General features: G+C 71.9%; 11 protein-coding genes and 1 pseudogene. 9 read left to right on the forward strand and 3 right to left on the reverse strand.

Going from position 1 to position 15984, the window contains the following annotated elements:
* Nucleotides 1-2 precede the first annotated feature (2 nt).
* The 6 genes and pseudogenes from ACIBEC_RS45940 to ACIBEC_RS45965 all read left to right on the forward strand — a co-directional run.
* Nucleotides 3-419 (forward strand): annotated as a pseudogene (locus tag ACIBEC_RS45940) (acyltransferase domain-containing protein); the annotation flags it as partial.
* 138 nt (nt 420-557) lie between these two features.
* Nucleotides 558-3755, forward strand: coding sequence for a type I polyketide synthase (locus ACIBEC_RS45945; RefSeq protein ID WP_360510023.1), 3198 nt, complete (start codon nt 558-560; stop codon nt 3753-3755).
* Nucleotides 3752-6004, forward strand: a complete 2253-nt coding sequence (locus tag ACIBEC_RS45950) for a cytochrome P450 (RefSeq protein WP_360510016.1) — start codon at nt 3752-3754, stop codon at nt 6002-6004. The genes ACIBEC_RS45945 and ACIBEC_RS45950 overlap by 4 nt, the downstream gene beginning before the upstream one ends.
* The gene (locus ACIBEC_RS45955; RefSeq protein ID WP_360510017.1) at nt 6004-7167 is read left to right on the forward strand and encodes a macrolide family glycosyltransferase; all 1164 of its coding nucleotides are present in this window, start codon (nt 6004-6006) and stop codon (nt 7165-7167) included. Before ACIBEC_RS45950 ends, ACIBEC_RS45955 begins: the two co-directional genes overlap by 1 nt.
* 282 nt (nt 7168-7449) lie before the next feature.
* Nucleotides 7450-7968 (forward strand): hypothetical protein, encoded by a 519-nt coding sequence (locus ACIBEC_RS45960; RefSeq protein ID WP_360510018.1) that lies wholly within the window; start codon nt 7450-7452, stop codon nt 7966-7968.
* Between the two features lie 180 nt (nt 7969-8148).
* Nucleotides 8149-8901, forward strand: coding sequence for a type IV toxin-antitoxin system AbiEi family antitoxin domain-containing protein (locus ACIBEC_RS45965; RefSeq protein ID WP_360510019.1), 753 nt, complete (start codon nt 8149-8151; stop codon nt 8899-8901).
* A gap of 660 nt (nt 8902-9561) precedes the next feature.
* Here the strand turns inward: ACIBEC_RS45965 and ACIBEC_RS45970 are convergent.
* Nucleotides 9562-10938: a peptidoglycan-binding protein gene (locus ACIBEC_RS45970; RefSeq protein WP_360510020.1), complete on the reverse strand. Its 1377-nt coding sequence runs from the start codon at nt 10936-10938 to the stop codon at nt 9562-9564.
* Nucleotides 10939-11103: 165 nt separating this feature from the next.
* On the opposite strand from ACIBEC_RS45970, the gene ACIBEC_RS45975 reads away from it, so the two are divergent.
* Both ACIBEC_RS45975 and ACIBEC_RS45980 read left to right on the forward strand, forming a co-directional pair.
* Nucleotides 11104-11403, forward strand: coding sequence for a trypco2 family protein (locus tag ACIBEC_RS45975; protein ID WP_360510021.1), 300 nt, complete (start codon nt 11104-11106; stop codon nt 11401-11403).
* 373 nt (nt 11404-11776) lie between these two features.
* Nucleotides 11777-11911: a hypothetical protein gene (locus ACIBEC_RS45980; protein ID WP_360510022.1), complete on the forward strand. Its 135-nt coding sequence runs from the start codon at nt 11777-11779 to the stop codon at nt 11909-11911.
* 1350 nt (nt 11912-13261) lie between these two features.
* Here ACIBEC_RS45980 and ACIBEC_RS45985 read toward each other — a convergent pair.
* Nucleotides 13262-14332, reverse strand: a complete 1071-nt coding sequence (locus tag ACIBEC_RS45985) for a LuxR C-terminal-related transcriptional regulator (protein WP_360509922.1) — start codon at nt 14330-14332, stop codon at nt 13262-13264.
* A gap of 10 nt (nt 14333-14342) precedes the next feature.
* A complete protein-coding gene (locus tag ACIBEC_RS45990; RefSeq protein ID WP_360509921.1) occupies nt 14343-14774 on the reverse strand; it encodes an ester cyclase in 432 nt (143 codons plus the stop codon).
* Nucleotides 14775-15406: 632 nt separating this feature from the next.
* Between ACIBEC_RS45990 and ACIBEC_RS45995 the strand changes: the two genes are divergently transcribed.
* Nucleotides 15407-15853: a hypothetical protein gene (locus ACIBEC_RS45995; protein ID WP_360509920.1), complete on the forward strand. Its 447-nt coding sequence runs from the start codon at nt 15407-15409 to the stop codon at nt 15851-15853.
* The last annotated feature ends 131 nt before the right edge of the window (nt 15854-15984 follow it).

Raw genomic sequence — 15984 nt, forward strand, 5'->3', positions numbered from 1 at the left:
CGATGGTGTCGCTCGAGGCGTCGGTGGAGGAGGTGGGGGGGTCGCTGGTGCCGGGTGTTGAGGTGGCGGCGGTCAACGGGGTGGATGTGGTGGTGTCGGGGGACGAGGCCGCGGTGGAAGAGGTGGGTGAGGTGTGGCGCGGCCGTGGGCGTCGGGTGCGGCGGTTGGCGGTCAGTCACGCGTTCCATTCGGCGCGGATGGATCCGGTGCTGGAGGAACTGGGTCGGGTGGCGGCGGGTTTGTCGTTCGGTGAGCCGGTGATCCCGGTGGTCTCCACGGTGGCCGGGCATCCGGTGGATATGGGGGAGCCCGGGTACTGGGTGCGGCAGGTGCGGGAGGCGGTCCGGTTCGCCGATGCCGTGGAGTGGCTGGCGGGTCAGGGTGTGAGGGGGTTCGTGGAGGTGGGTCCGCATCCGTTGTTGGTGGGGAACGGGTTGATGCGGCGTGGTGGTGATTCTCCGGAGCGGTTGTTCGCGGGGCTGGGGCGGTTGTGGGCGGATGGCTCCGTGCGCTGGACGCCGCCCGCGGCCACGACGGCGGGGACGTCGGGCGTGCGTGTGCCTTCGTACGCTTTCCAGCACCAGCACTACTGGCTCCAGCCCACCACCCCGTCGGAGGGCCTCGACACGCCCGACCACCCGCTGCTGCGGTCCCTGGTGAAGCTCCCCGACGGGCAGGGCGTGGTACTGACGGGGAAGCTCTCCGCGTCCGTCCACCCGTGGCTGGCCGAGCACACCGTGCTCGGTTCGACGCTGCTGCCCGCGATGGCGTTCGTGGACATGGCCGTCCACGCCGGCGAGCACACGGCCAGCCCCGTACTGTCCGAGCTGGTCCTGGAGGCGCCGCTCGTGCTGTCCGAGCGCGACGGTGTGCACGTGCAGGTCACCGTCGGCGCACCCGACGACACCGGACGCCGGCTCGTCACCGTCCACTCCCGCACCTCCGCCGAGCCCGACGAGTGGACTCGCCACGCGACCGGCGTGCTCAGTCCGCCGGCGGACCGGGCGACAGGGGCCGACCGGACGGCTGTGCCCGGGGCGGACGACAGCGAGGCCGCGCCGATCGACATCGGCTCGCTCTACGACCGGCTCACCGAAGCCGGCTACGACTACGGGCCGACCTTCCAGGGGCTCACCGGCATCCGGCGGCACGGCGAGGACCTGCACGCCGAGGTGAGCTTCCCGGCGGACCCCGCGCAGCTCGCCGGTTACCGCGTCCACCCCGCGCTCCTGGACGCCGCCATACAGCCGCTGACCCTGCTCGCCGGCCTCGCGGCCGAGGACGGTGGCGCCGGCGGCAGCCCGGCGCGGATGCCCTTCTCGTTCTCCGGTGTGTCGGTCACCGGGTCGGCCGCGACGGTCCGCGTGGTGCTGCACCCGACCGGGCCGGACACCTACGCGGTGCGGATCACCGACACCGCCGGGATGCCGGTCGTGAGCATCGACGAGATCGTCCTGCGGCCCGTCGAAGCGGGTCACGGGGCCGGGCGCCGGCCGAACACGCTATTCGCCGTGGACTGGACCCCGATGGCGGCACCGGACGGCCCGTACACCGAGACGGTCCTCCACGAGGTCGTCGGCGAGGGCGAACCGGTCGCGGCCGCCCACGCGGTGACCCGGGAACTACTCGGCAGGGTCCGGGAGTTCCTGGCCACCGACACGCCCGCCCGGCTCGTGGTCCTCACCGGCGACGACCTGGCCTCGGCCGCCGCCCGCGGCTTCCTGCGCAGCGCGCACAGCGAGAACCCGGGGCGGATCCTGACCGTCCGGCACGACGGCACGGCCGCCTCACGGCAGGCGATCCCCGCCGCGGTGCGCGCCGCCGTGAGCGACAGCGAGCCCGAGATCCAGTTGCGCGACGGAACCGCCCTCGTGCCGAGGCTGGTGAGGGCTGCCCCGGCCAGGCCCCTGGACGGCGTGCCCCTGGACGGCACCGTGCTGATCACCGGCGGCACCGGCACCCTCGGCGTCCTGGCCGCCCGGCACCTGGTCGCGCGGCACGGTGCCCCGCACGTGGTGCTCGCCGGCCGCCGCGGAGTCGAGCCGCCCGGGCTCCGGCAGGAGCTGGGCGCCGCCCTCACCGTGGTCGCCTGCGACGCCGGTGACCGCGGGGCACTGAGGGATCTCGTCGCCTCGATCCCCGACCTGCGGGTCGTCGTGCACGCCGCCGGGGCCGTCGACGACGCCGTGGTGGGATCGATGACACCGGAGCAGATCGACACGGTGCTGCGCTCGAAGGCCGATGCCGCGTGGCACCTGCACGAGGCCACCGAACACCTGGACCTGCGGGCGTTCGTGCTGTTCTCCTCGGCGTCCGGGGTGTTCGGCGCCCCCGGGCAGGCCAACTACGCCGCCGCGAACGCGTTCCTCGACGCGCTCGCCGAGCACCGGCACGCGCGCGGTCTGCCGGCCACCTCCCTGGCCTGGGGCCAGTGGGCCGAGTCCAGCGGAATCACCGGGAACCTGACCGAGGCCGACCACCGCCGGCTGGCGAGGACCGGGATGCTGCCGCTGGCCACCGAGCTGGCCCTCGACCTGTTCGACACCGCCCTGGCCGGCGAACGCCCGGCGCTGGTGCCGGTCCGCCTCGACCTCGCGGCGATCGACACCCCGCCCGCGCTGCTGCGCGGACTCGCCCGGCCGCGGCGCGCGCCGGCCCCGGCGGCCGGCCCCGGCGACCTGCGGGCCAGGCTCGAAGCCCTGCCCGAGCCCGAGCAGCGCGCCCTGCTACTCGACCTGGTCGTCACGCGCAGCGCGAGCATCCTCGGGATGGCCCCCGGCGGGATCGACGACCCGCGTCAGCTGTTCCGCGACCACGGCGTCGACTCGCTGACCGCCATCGAGCTGCGCAACCAGCTCAACGCGGCCACCGGGCTCCAGCTCCCGGCGACCCTCGTCTTCGATTTCCCGACGCCCGAACAGCTCGTCAACCACCTCTACGGGCAGCTGTGCTCGCCGGAGAACCGGGTCGCCGGGCCGATGGAGCGCCTGCTGCGCAAGGCCGTCGACATCGGCCGCGCGCAGGACGGCCTCGATCTGCTGGCCACGGTGTCCCGGCTGAGCCAGGCCACCGACGCGCCCAAGGCCGAGGTGGTCGCCCTCGCGACCGGCTTCCTCCAGCCGTCGCTGGTCTGCCTGCCGTCCGCGCTGGCGTCCAGCGGCATCGAGGAGTACGGGCGGTTCGCCGCGGCGCTGGAGGCCGCCCGCGATGTCACGGCGGTCACCCTGCCGGGCTTCGCCGGCGACCCGCTGCCCGCGGACTCCGACGTCCTGGTCCAGGCACTTGCCGAGGCCGCGTCGGCCGTCGCCGCGCCGGTGCTGGTCGGCCGTTCGGTGGGCGCGTGGCTGGCGGTGGCGACCGCCAGGGAACTGGAACGGCGGGGGGCCCGGCCCAGCGCCGTGGTGCTCATCGACGGCTACCCCGACGACCTGCCGGGTGTACTCACCGGCATGCTCGATGCCGGCCACCAGGTCCAGCCGGTCGACGACGACCGGCTGGTGGCCATGGGCCGATACCTCGATCTGGCCGGCGCCCCGGAGCCCGTCACCGCGCCGGTGCTGCTGGTGGGCACCGGGGAGCGCTCGTGGCCCCGGCTGTCCACCACCGTCCAGGAGGTGCTCACCGTCCCGGGCGACCACTTCACCGTACTGGAGGAGCACTCCGCGGCCACGGCGCTGGCCATCAGTACATGGCTCCTCGACTTCGACGGATACGGGGCGGGGCTGTCCGCACTCAGGGGAAAGGACCAAGCATGATCTGGGACAACGTTTACATCGGCGGAACGGGGCGGTATCTGCCGCCCCGCACGCCCGCGACGCAGGCAGTGCCGGACACCGAGACCATGCGGCGGCTGCTCGCGCTGTCGGACTTCGTGTCGTTCACCCGCTCCGACGACGTCACCGAGCACGCGATGGCCGTGCACGCGGCGATCGGAGCCCTGCGCGAGTCCGGCCTCAGCGGCGCCGACATCTCCATGGCCGCCTACGCCCAGATGGACCACCAGGACCACATGGCGTCCTCCTGTCACCTGCAGCGCGTCCTCGGCCTCGGCCACGCTCTCGTCTACGAGGTCGAGGCGACCAGCAACGGCGGCTCGGCCGCGCTGCAGTCCGCCGCCGCGCACCTGGTGGCCGACCCGGCCGCGACCGCGACCCTGGTCACGGCTACCGCTCGGTTCCTGCCGCCGCGGTGGGAACGGTGGCAGCCCACCGTCGGGATCTTCCTGGCCGACGGTGCGGTCGCGGCCGTGCTCAACCGCGAGGGCGGCCGGGCGCGGCTGGTCGCGACCGCCAACAGCTCCGCGACCCAGATGGAGGTCCTCGCCACCCCGACGATCCCGGACCCCGAGGGCCACCGCAACCGTACGCCGATCGAGGTCACCGGCCTGGCCCCGTATCTGACGCTGATGAGCGGGGCACTGGTCACCGCGGTCGAGCAGGCCGCCAAGGAGGGCGGCGTCAGCATCGCCGACATCACCAGGTTCGTCGTCACGGGTCTGGGCCTGGCCCAACTGGAGGTCGTCGTGCTGGAGCCGCTCGGCATCGACCTCGGCCGCACCACCTGGCCGATGCTGCGCGAGCTCGGCCACGTCGGGCCGTGCGACCAACTGCTCGGCATGGACCACCTGCTGCACGACGAGACCCTCAAGCCCGGCGACACCATCATGTCGATCGGCCTCGGCATGGGTTCGCGGTTCACCGCGACCCTGCTGGAGGTCACCGAGCTGCCCAAGCCCCGTACGACCACCGTCCTCACCGAGCCGGTGCGCGCGCAGGCCCCGCCCGCCGACGCGTATGTCATCGACCCCTCGGGCGGCGACATCTTCGGCGAGGCCGCTGCCTTGCGCGAGCGCGGCCCGGCCACGCCCGTCGAACTGCCCGGTGGCGTGTCGGCCTGGGCCGTCACCGGGCACGACCTGGCGAAGAAGCTGCTGCTCGACCCGAAGGTCTCCAAGGACGCGAACAAGCACTGGCCCATGTGGCGCGACGGCGACATCCCGCCGGACTGGCCGCTGATCATGTGGGTCGCGATGCAGAACATGTTCACCGCCCACGGGGCCGACCACACCAGGCTGCGCAGCCTGGTGGCCAAGGCGTTCACCCCGCGCCGTATCGAAGCGATGCGGCCGCGCGTCGAGGAGATCACGGCCGGCCTGATCGCCGACCTGGCCGCGGTGCCGCCGGGGCAGACGGTCGACCTACGCGCACGGTTCGCGTTCCCGCTGCCGATCCAGGTCATCACCGGATTGTTCGGGGTGACCGCTCAGACGGGCGCGGACCTGCGGCGGCTGGTGGACGCGGTGTTCAGCCTCGACGCGGACCCGGCGGGCGTGCAGGCCGCCTCTGGTGAGCTGTACATGCTGCTCAAGGAACTCGTGGCCGCCAAACGGCGCGACCCCGGCGACGACATGACCAGCGACCTGATCGCCGCGCAGGAGGCGGACGGCACACGACTGTCCGAGCGGGAACTGCTGGACACCCTGCTGCTGACCATCTCCGCCGGCTTCGAGACGACAGTCAACCTGCTCGACCACGCCGTCCACGCGCTGGCCACGCACCCGTCTCAGCTCGCCCTGGTCCGGTCCGGGGCCAGCACGTGGGAGGACGTGGTGGACGAGACCCTGCGCTGGCAGGCGCCGGTGCCGAACCTGCCGCTGCGGTACGCCGTGGAGGACATCTCCGCGGACGGCGTGCAGATCCGCAAGGGCGAGGCGATCCTGCTGTCCTACGGCGCGGCCGGCCGCGACCCGGCGCAGCACGGGGCCGACGCGGAGGACTTCTCCGTCACCCGGCCGTCGCGGGCCGACCACCTCACCTTCGGGCACGGCGTGCACTACTGCCTCGGCAGCCCCCTGGCGAAGCTGGAGGCGACGACGGCGCTGTCCGCGCTGTTCTCCCGGTTCCCCCGGCTGCGGCTGGCCGTCCCGTCGTCCGAACTCGAGCCGCTGGGTTCCTTCTTCACCAACGGACACAAGACTCTGCCGGTCATCCTGGAGGAGAACTGATGGCCCATTTCGCCTTCGTGAGCGCGCCCGCGTCCGGGCATGTGAACCCGACCCTGCCGCTGGTCGAAGAGCTGGTCCGGCGCGGTCACCGGGTCAGCTACGCCACGGGACCGGCCACCATGGACGCCGCCTTTGCCGCCGGGGCGTCGCCGGTGACCCTGCCCTCGCAGCTGCCGCCCGACATGGCGGCGCGGGGCGAGTTCACGGCGGAACAGCTCGCCGTGACGATGGAGTACTACCTCGACGACGCGCGTGCCTCTTTCCCCGTCCTGGCCGAGCACTTCTCGGCCGACCCGCCGGACGCGGTGTGCTACGACTCGGTGACCTTCACCGGGAGGATGCTGGCGAACCTGCTCGAGGTGCGGGAGATCTCCCTGGTGCCGACCTTCGCGGAGAACGAGTCCTTCTCGGCGGCGCAGGTGTACTTACCGGCCGACTTCGACCACACCAACCCCCGGCTGGTGGCCGCGATTCAGGACATGGGGAAGTTCGCGCAGGGCCACACCTTCCTCGAGGACCCGAACCTGATGTTCGGCTACGTGGCCCCGACGAGCCTGGTGTTCATCCCCCGCGAGTTCCAGATGTCGGGGGATACCTTCGACGAGCGCTTCCACTTCGTCGGGCCGTCGCTGAGCAGCCGGCAGAGCGCTGAGGAGTGGAGCCCCCGGTCGCAGGCCCCGGTACTGCTGATATCGCTGGGAACCGTCTTCAACGACCGGCCCGAGTTCTACCGGACCTGCATCGAGGCGTTCGGGGACAGCGACTGGCAGGTCGTCATGGCGGTGGGCGGGCTGGACCAGGAGTCGCTGGGCCCGATCCCGGCGAACGTCGAAGTGCACGCACACGTGCCGCAGGTGGCGGTGCTGCGACACACCGAGGTGTTCCTGAGCCACGCCGGGATGAACTCGGCGATGGAGTCTCTCTACCACGGGGTGCCCTTCGTGGCGGTGCCGCAGATTCCGGAACAGCGGGCGATCGCCCGGCGGGCGGAGGAGCTGCAGGTCGGCCGGACGCTCGCCGAGCCGACCGTGCAGGGCCTCTGCGACGCCGTCCAGGACGTCCGGTCCTGCCGCCCCGGGGCGGCGGCCCTGAGCCGGATCGTGCGCGGGGCGGGCGGCGCGTCACAGGGGGCGGACGTCTTGGAGAAGCTGCTGACGCGGTAGCGGCCGGACTCCACCGGGCAGTCCGCACCCGCACCCCGCCCGGTGGAGCCCGTTCCCGCGTACGGTCTCGTACGGCGTGCTCGGGTTGGGCCGTGGATCGGCCTGTTCGGGTGGGTCGCGTCAAAGGGGTGGAGCCGTTTTGGCTGCTCTCGCGGAGCCTGGGCTCGTTGTTGGGCAACGCCTTGTCGAAGGCCTTCTTGCCGGCCGGGGTGAGCGCGGTCGCGTGGTGATCGCCCTTGCCGACGTGATGACGCTCATGGGCACAGCATGCTAGACAGCGGCGTGACCTTCTTCTGTGATCTGAGTCCCTACAGCTATTTGGCCGAGGATGTCGTAGCCGCTGCCGATGGGCCTTACAGCGCTTCATTCGCCCCCTCCTACCAACGGATCAATGTGGGTTGGCTCGACGGACGGCGCGAATACACGGCGGGGCCGGTCCTGGAGGACTTCCCCGCCCGACTCTTCGACATCCTTCGCTGGCAGGACGTGAACAAGACGCGGGGCTTCCACGTCTGCGAGCTGTGCCCACCCGGCGAGAGGCAGATGGGCTTGCTGACCGTCGAGCACAAGGGCGACTTGCTCTACATGGGGAACGGTGAGATCCGCGTCCCTGGTGCCGCCGGGGAGGTCTTCGCGGCGCCGACGCTCATAGCCCACTACGTCGCCAGCCACAGCTACCTTCCGCCGCCGTCGTTCATCAAATCCGTGCTGCTCTGCCCCGAGGGATGGATGTCCGGACCGGACGCGCCTGGCGTGCCCACCAATGCGACGAGCCGCGACTACAGGTCCCACCTGGCATAGGCGGCAACACTCGATGACCGGGATCGTGTTACGAATTCTTGGGCGGGGGTCCGTTTTACCCCTTGGCCCGATCCTGCGCCCGGTGCGGATCGGCGAGGCTTCTTGTTGGCGGGCGCGGTAGCGGGGTAAAGATCGCACAGGTCCTGCGATATGCGCGTGGGCGGACGAGACGAGGAAACCGTGGCAGAAAGCCGTTTCAGTGACACCATCGCCCAGTTGGAGGCGGAACTTCCCGGCATTGAGACCCGGCGGCGGCGTCTGGAGGACGAGCTGACCGCCGCCGTGGCGCGTGAGAACGCCGTACGCGGCGCCATCCAGAGCCTGCAGGCCCTGGCCGGGCTGCCGGCCTCGCAGGGCACCACTGCGGTGGGCACCATTCGGGCAGAGGCGGACGCCATCGCCGGGGTCCGGCCGCAGCAGCTCGCGGCCGAAGCCGGGGCGGCGCCGGACCGGGGCGGGGAGCCGGCCGAGAAGGCCACCGCACGCACGGGCACGGTCACGAAGACGGCGAAGAAGACCACCGCCAAGAAGGCTGCCCCCGCGAAGAAGGCCACCGCCAAGAAGGCTGCCCCCGCGAAGAAAGCCGCGGCGGAGAAGACCTCCGGCAGCGCGGGGCCGCGCACCGCGGCGAAGAAGGCGGCCGCGACCCGGAACACCGGGCCGGTGCGCACCGGCGCCGAGCCGGCCACCGAGAGGAGCGAAACGGTTGCCCCCGCGCCCGGGCGGCGAGCGACCGGTGCCACCTCCGAGAGCGTGCTGGGCGTGCTGGCCGGCGCTCAGGGGCCGCTGCGTGCCCGGGAGGTGATCGCCCGGCTGGGGATCGAGGAGTCGGCGGACAACGTGAACGCGGTGCGCACCATGCTGGAGCGCCTGGTCAAGGCCGGCCGGGCGCAGCGCCCGGGTCGTGGCCTGTACGCGAAACTGGACGGCTGACCCGCGGGCCCAACTGCGGCCGGTTCGCGAACCTGTCCCATGTCACCGTCGGCCGGTCGAGTGACATCGCCGGGTGCGGCACCCGGATTGTCGTGTCGCCGCCGTCCCTCTACCGCCGCCCCCGGACATCGCCGGGGGCGGACCCGTGACCGGCCGGGCTCCGGCGGCCGGCTGCTCCTTGACGGGGTCGTCGATGTGGTGTAGCCGGCCACAGGCGACGACGCGGTCTTCACCCAGGCGTATTGCACCTGCGGTGCCGCACCGGTCTGCGCCAGACCGCCGACCCGGCTGGTCCCGCCACCCGCGCCTAGCCACCTCCTGGCCGTTGTTGTGCTGCGCGGACCCGGCGGGCCAGGACCAGGACGGCGGCCCGGACGTCCTCGATCGCCGTGCGCAGCCGCTCGGTCAGCTCCCGGGCCCGCGTACATTCCGCGGACGGCCCGACTTCGACCGGGCGGTGAACCGGGCGCGGGCGGACGCGTTCGCCCGGCACCTGGCTGAGGTGACCGACGCCTACCTCGCGGCCGGCCCCCCAAGTGGTGCCCGGGATCGGGTGCACAGTGATAGGACCGGAGGCGGGATCGTGGGCAGCCAGGGCCGTCTTGATCCAGGCAGCGTCGTCACCCGGGTCGAGAGCAGCGCGGCACCGGACGGCGCCTGTCAACCGCCCTGCGGTTCACGGGTGCGCAGCAGCCGCCAGGTGGACGGCCCGACAATTCCGTCCGCCGTGATCCCGCCCTGCTGCTGGAGCGAACTGATGGCCTGCTGGGTGTAGCTGCCGTACCGGCCGTCGATCTCCCGCGCCCCGAGGGGGAAGCCCAGGCGCTGGAGCAGGCACTGTGCCTCGGCGACGTCGTCCGCGCCGGTCGCCCCGGGCGCCAGCACGGCGGTCACGGTTCGGCTGATTCCGGCGTACCACAGGCCGTTCTCCTGCTGGAACACGCAGGTGTACGGCGTCAGGTGTCCGACTTCAAAGGTCGCCCAGCCTGTGCGCCGGTGGGTCGCTTCGTCGGTGACCCGGGCCCGGTACGTGCCCGTGGCGTCAGTGCTCGCGCAGGGCCAGCTCCAGTGCAGTGAGCCGTCTTTCGCCACGGTGCCGCTCTCACCGGACGCCGCGAGCGGAAGAACCTGCCCGTCGGGCGCGAGGATCTCGTTGGTGTAGCGGCCACCGGGCGTGAAACCGGCCGAGTCGTTGCCCAGTTGCTGACCGACGTGGCTGCACGCGCCGAGGACCCGGAAGCGCAACGGCGGCTGTTCGGTGAGCCGGGCCGCACCGAGCCAGACCGTCAGGACGACGGCAAGCGTCCCGGCACTCGTCCCGAGGACCAGCCGCCGGTCGCGCCACCAGGGCGCCGCCGGCCGCAGCATGGTCGCCACCCCGGCTCGTCGCAGCGCCTCACGGCCGGCCTCGTCGGCCGCCGTCGCCCACCCGTCGGCGCGACTGACGGTCAGCGTGCCGAGGCCTTCCCCGCGGCGGTGCATGGTGACCACCCCGACGATCCGGCCGTGCGCCCACACCGCCGCTCCCGACATGCCCTCCCAAGGTGAGCAGAACGGGTCCGGGTCCCGCTCGGGTTCCTGGACCCGCAGTTCCAGGGTCTGCTCCCGGCGGTCGGCCAGCGGCGCGATCTCGCCGCGGGCGTGGCAGGAGTCCCGGTAGCGCGTTGCGCCGCCGGGGTCCTCGCGCAGCTTGAACAGGGGGAAGCCCAGTGCGCTGCTGCGCAGGCCCGCGTCCGTCTCGCGGACCGCCCCGTACCGTGCTGGCCTGACCCGTCGGCTGGGCCCGCCCTCGCCCTGGTTCAAGGTGAGCAGGGCGACGTCGGCGCGGGGATCGGACCAGAGCACCTGCGCCTGAGCGGTCCATTCCGTCGCCCGGTCTGCCTCGAACCGGACGTGGATGCCGGAGGCCTGGCGTACGACGTGTTCGGCGGTCAGCAGCATCCCGTCGCGCACCAGGTAGCCGGACCCGCGTTCCTCGCCGCCGTCGGCCCGGAGGACGATCACCTCCGCGGCCCGTTCGCCGCGCAGCCCCGTCATCGGCTCGCCTCCGCCGGCCGGGCGCCGATCCCGCGGGCCGATTCTCGAACCCCGAACGTGCCGCTCATACCCGGGAGTTGCCCGTCATGACGGTTCGTCATGCGCCGGTCCTCGAAGTCCTATAGTGAGGTTACGTCCACCACCCGAGCCACCTTGGGAGCGACCATGATCGAACTCTCGGACGTCATCCGCGATCTGCGGGGCCAGTTGGAGCAGGCCGTGGCCGACGGCGCAGGCCGGGCGATCCAGTTCGAGCTGGGCGAGGTCGAACTGGAGGTCTCCCTGGCACTGGAGCGGTCAGGAGAGGGAGGTGCCAGGGTGCGCTTCTGGGTCGTGGAGCTGGCCGGCGACGGCAAGCGCGGGCACACCGACACCCAGCGCATCAGGCTCACACTGCAACCGCGCGTAGCCGCGACCGGCCTGCCGCCCACGGTCTCCGGACAGTCCCGGCGGGGAGAGCGGTGACCGGTTCGGCGCCGCCAGGACGCTTCGCCGAGCTCAAGGCCCATACCGGCGAGGACGTCCAGGACCGGTCCAGCCAGCCTGCGCCACCCTGCTGGCGCCCACCAGAACGCAGGCCGCCCGTCATTTCGGCATGCCCGCGACCGGCCGTGCTGTGACCATCACGGCGAGCGGCGGTACGGCAGCGTGTGCTCGACCTCGGTGGTGAGCGCGCCGAGGTGCGCGATGCCCGCGCGGCCAACGCCGTGCTGCGCCTGTGCTGGACGTGCCGCCGTTCGATCGGTGGCCAGGAGGGTCGGAGCTGGAGTTGCGGGAGAAGGCGGGCCCGGGCCGGCTGGAGTGCCCGCAGTGTGCGCGGGACCGTGCCGCGAAGGACTTGGGTCCGCTGGGTCTGCCCGCCCCGACCAAGCGCGGGCAGGTGGCCGCGTTGGTCTGCGCTTCGGACGATTCGTGGTGGGAGCTGCGGGTGCTCCATGCGAAGCTCTACCCCGTCTGGAAGCGCCCGGTGTGATCCGCTTCCGGCTCAGGGGGCTTGTATGGGGGTTTCTGGGCCGGGGTGTGCGGGGGTGGGGGTTGGCTGCTGGCCGAATTCGTTGGAGGCGGCCTGGAGGTCGCCGGTCAGGGAGCGGAGGTCGGGTGCTTAGTCGGGGTGCTGACATTTGGGGCACAGCTCGTGGCGGCCCTCGGGTGTGATCACGGTGCCCCAGCTGCGGCATTCTTCGCAGTCGCGGGCCCGGTCGATGTTCGCGCGGATGGTAGGAGCGTGGGGGTGGGCTCCATGAGTCATGGGTGATTTTCCTCTGTAGAGCGCTATCACTTACGCCCAGTTTGCCATGGTTCGTATAGGTATGCGACATGGGGGCGCTGGCGCTCGTGATCTGCCGCTGCACTGCTGACGTCGGGCACGAAGCCGCCGATCACCTGCTGGTGACCGGCGCCGTCACACGTCGGGCGGCGCCTGGCGCGCTACGCCCCCGTCTTGGCCGGTTCGTCGTCGACCTGCTTGAGCTCGCTGTGGCGGCGGCTCCCGGCCCTTTGCGGGCAAGCTCGCCCAGCAAGGGGTGGCCCATCTGGCGTGCGAGGCCGCCGCTCGACTTCCTCCAGCCGACCTACGCCGTGAGCTGCTCCTCGCTTGGCGCCGCCCCCGGGACGGCACGGTGAAGCGGTGGGTGGTCATCTCGTTGCCCGGGCTGCTGAGTAGCTCGTCGCGGGATTCCTGGCGGCTGGCCGCATGGGGACTGGTGCGGTTGGACCGCCCCTTCGCGAGGGGCGTGTGCGGACGGTCGGCGTGCCGGCGAGGGGTGCGGCATCGCGAGGTACCGGGGCAGCGCCGGTCCGGTCCCAGCACTGTGGGTCTGCCGGTCAAGACTCGTCGAAGGGATCCGTTCATGGGCAGCATGCGTGTCCGTACGACGCTCGCCGGCATGGCCGTGGCTTTGGTGGCGGCGTTCGGCGTCGCCAACGGGGCCGGTCCGTCGGCCGCGGGGAGAGAAGCACAGGCAGCATGGGATTGCGTCGCCCCTGCTGGGCATGGGGATCAGCCCGTCCAGTGTGGGGGCGGGACCGCCGCGCCGCGTGGGGGGTGCTCCGGCTGTTCGAGGGCTGCGGTGCCGGCTTGCTGCTTCGCGAAGCTCTGTCTGGTGGCCGGGTCGCTCCGGTCGCTGCGCTGGGGTGTGACCTGCCAGAGCCGGACTCGGGGGGGCGTTTTCAAGCGATGTGCCCGCGCCGGTCTGGACCGGCGCGGCAGCCGGAAAACACTTGCCTTGGTGGAGAACATCGCGGAGCACGTCCCCACCGCTGCGGTGCCCGGTCACGGCGAGCCGGGGGGCGAGGGCCAGCGAACGCGGTGCCGCCGGTCGGTTCAGCGTCCCTTCGGGGCGAGCACCGCGGCGATCAGTTCCCGGCGGCTGCTCACGCCGAACCGGGCGAACACCGCCGTCAGGTGCTCCTGCACGGTGTACCCGGAGACGTGCAGCCGGGCCACGATCTCCCGGGTGGAGCACCCTTGCAGTACCAGGGCGGTGACCCGGCTCTGGGCCGGGGTGAGGCCGTGGGCAGCCAGCAGTAGGGAGCCGAGTTCGGCGGCGGGCGCCGGCTCGACCACCACCCCGATCTGCTCCCCCGCCCGCCCCCGCAGACGGGTGGCATGCAGGGTCAGCCACTGCCCGTCGGCGGTGCGCAGCCTGACCGAGCCAGGCCGATGCGCGGCCTCCGGCGACGCGTCGGGCGCCCGGGCCAGTTGGACGGCCACCGAGTAGATCGGCATCGGCAGGCCTTGGATCTCGGGCCCCTCAAGCCGGGCGAGCCACTGTTCGGCGTCCGGGCTGATCGAGACCAGCGAGAGCCCCTGATCGAGCACGATCACGCCGGGGCCGCCCGCAGTTCCGGCCCCGTCGCCGCTCAGCGCCTGGTGCACGACGTCACGGCGAAGGCCTTCGGCCAAGTGCGGGGCGAGCCTGCGCACGATGTCCAGGTCGGTGCCGGAAAAGCCGGCTTCCGCGTCCGCCCGGTGCAGGCAGAGCACGCCCCAGCACTCGTGCCCCACGACCAGGGCGGCCCGGAGCTCGTCGCCGAGCCCCAGGCCGGCCATGATCTCGCGGTAGCGGGCGCTGACGGAGCGCTCGCCCCGGGTCGCCCGGTCCAGCGACATCACCGGCTCCGGGCCCCGGGCCAGCGCGGCGAACTTGTTGACGTCCGCGCGGCCGAACTCGTTGTCCAGGAAGAGCGGGGTGGCACCGGCCAGCGGATCCTGGGCGACAGCCGAGGTGAAGAGCAGGGTCGCCGGGTCCACCGAGGCGAAGAACGCGGCCTCCACCGGCAGGATGCCCGGTAGGCGGCGCAGCACCTCGGTGGTCAGGGCGGGCTTGTCCAGGTCGGCGTAGCAGCTGTCGATCAGCCGCTCGACGTGTCGCTCCCGCAAGGCGGCGACCATGGCACTCACGCTACGCCGCCGCCCGGTCCGGCACGAGCCCGAGCTGGCTCAGCAGACCCAGCTCGTCCAGCCGGCCCCAGCGTTCGGCGATCCGGCCGTCCCGCAGCCGGAAGACGTTGATGCCCTTGAGCACCAGCGTGCGGCCGTCACCGGGGACGCCCATCACCTCACCGTGCTGGGTGCCAGAAGCGGTGAAGAGTTCCACCACCACGTCGCCCTCGCCGACCAGGCGCCCAAGGTCGGAGTGCCAGTCAGGGCACGCCTGCCGGAAGATCGCCCCTGCGGCGCGCATGCCCTCCCGGTCCGTGCCGACGCCGATGGGCGGGTCGTGGTTGACGAAGTCCTCCGTGAGGTAGGCGTCGACGGCTGACAGGTCGCCCCGGGTGAACAGCGCGTCGATGAATGCGGTCACTGTCTGCTTGTTCTGTTCGATGGTGTTCATACGGCCAGCCTCGGCCTGCGGGTACAGAATCGGAACCCCACTTTTCTGGGGTCCGCTCGTCCGAGCTCCGAACCGGCGCGGCCTCCTGCTCGGCACGGGACCACGAAACTCCTCGACCCTTCTGTCGACGGACGTGCACCTCCGGGGAGTTCACCGCGGCCGAGGTCCTGTACGCAGCGGTCGACGCGGCCATCGATGCCGGGCTGCTGGCGCTCGCCGACGGCGTCCGACCCGAGCATGATGGCCGAGCAGCGCCTGGAAGCCGTCCCGTACCTGGTGCTCGCGGTGGCCCTGGCATCCGCCGACCTGGACTGACCGACTGGGCCGGAGACCACCCTGCCGCTCCCGCCCGCCGCCTACAGCTCCGTCCATCCGCACGCCCGTCCGCGTTACCGGCGTTGAAGACGGTGCCCGCGACGCTGAACTGGACCACCAGCAGAACATCGAAATATCAAAGCACAACCGAACATCTGCATCATTCAAGCGGGACATTGGGATCGCAGATGAAGTCGAATATTTCCCAGGCCATAGTCGATTTGGCGGGCCTCACGTATTCTGCGCCATGCTCATGGTGGAGTTGAGGTGCCACATGGCCACCTCAAGTCACATCCAAGGCAGCGAAAGAGGGTTCCATGCCTCCCATCCCAGTCAAGCCCGGTATCTACAGGGTCCACGCTCACATCATCGGCCCGGGCACCCAGCTGACCGCGACCGAGCACGCAGTCAAGTACGGCGCGCCCGTCATCGCTGACCGCGCCAACCCGCTGCCGATCGAGCAGGAGTGGGCCATCGAGCCCATCGAGCCGATGCCGGGGGCGCCCTATGTGATCCACCTGGCCCTCCAGGAGAATGCCGGGATCGTGACCCCCGAGGACAAGCTCTGGGTCAACAGCGTTCCTCGCGGCGAGTGGACGAAGTTCACCTTCGAGAGCGTCCTGGGCGGAGTCAAGATCATCTCCGAGCGCGGCCTCGCCTGCGCCGCCGGCTACCGCGGTCAGCAGATCGAACTCACCGAACCCAAGCCTGAATTCCAGCAGACCTGGACTCTGGAGTACATCCGCCCGATCGACGCGGAATAGGGTCGAAGGCCGTAGAGCGGCCCGCTACGGTGGTGGGGGGGGGGCGGCGGCGCGGGGGCCCCCCCCCCCCCCCCCCCCCCCCCCCCCCCCCCCCCCCCCCCCCCCCCCCCCCCCCGCCCCCCCCGCCCCCC

Source organism: Kitasatospora sp. NPDC051164, from assembly GCF_044455625.1.
Classification (GTDB): Bacteria; Actinomycetota; Actinomycetes; order Streptomycetales; family Streptomycetaceae; genus Kitasatospora.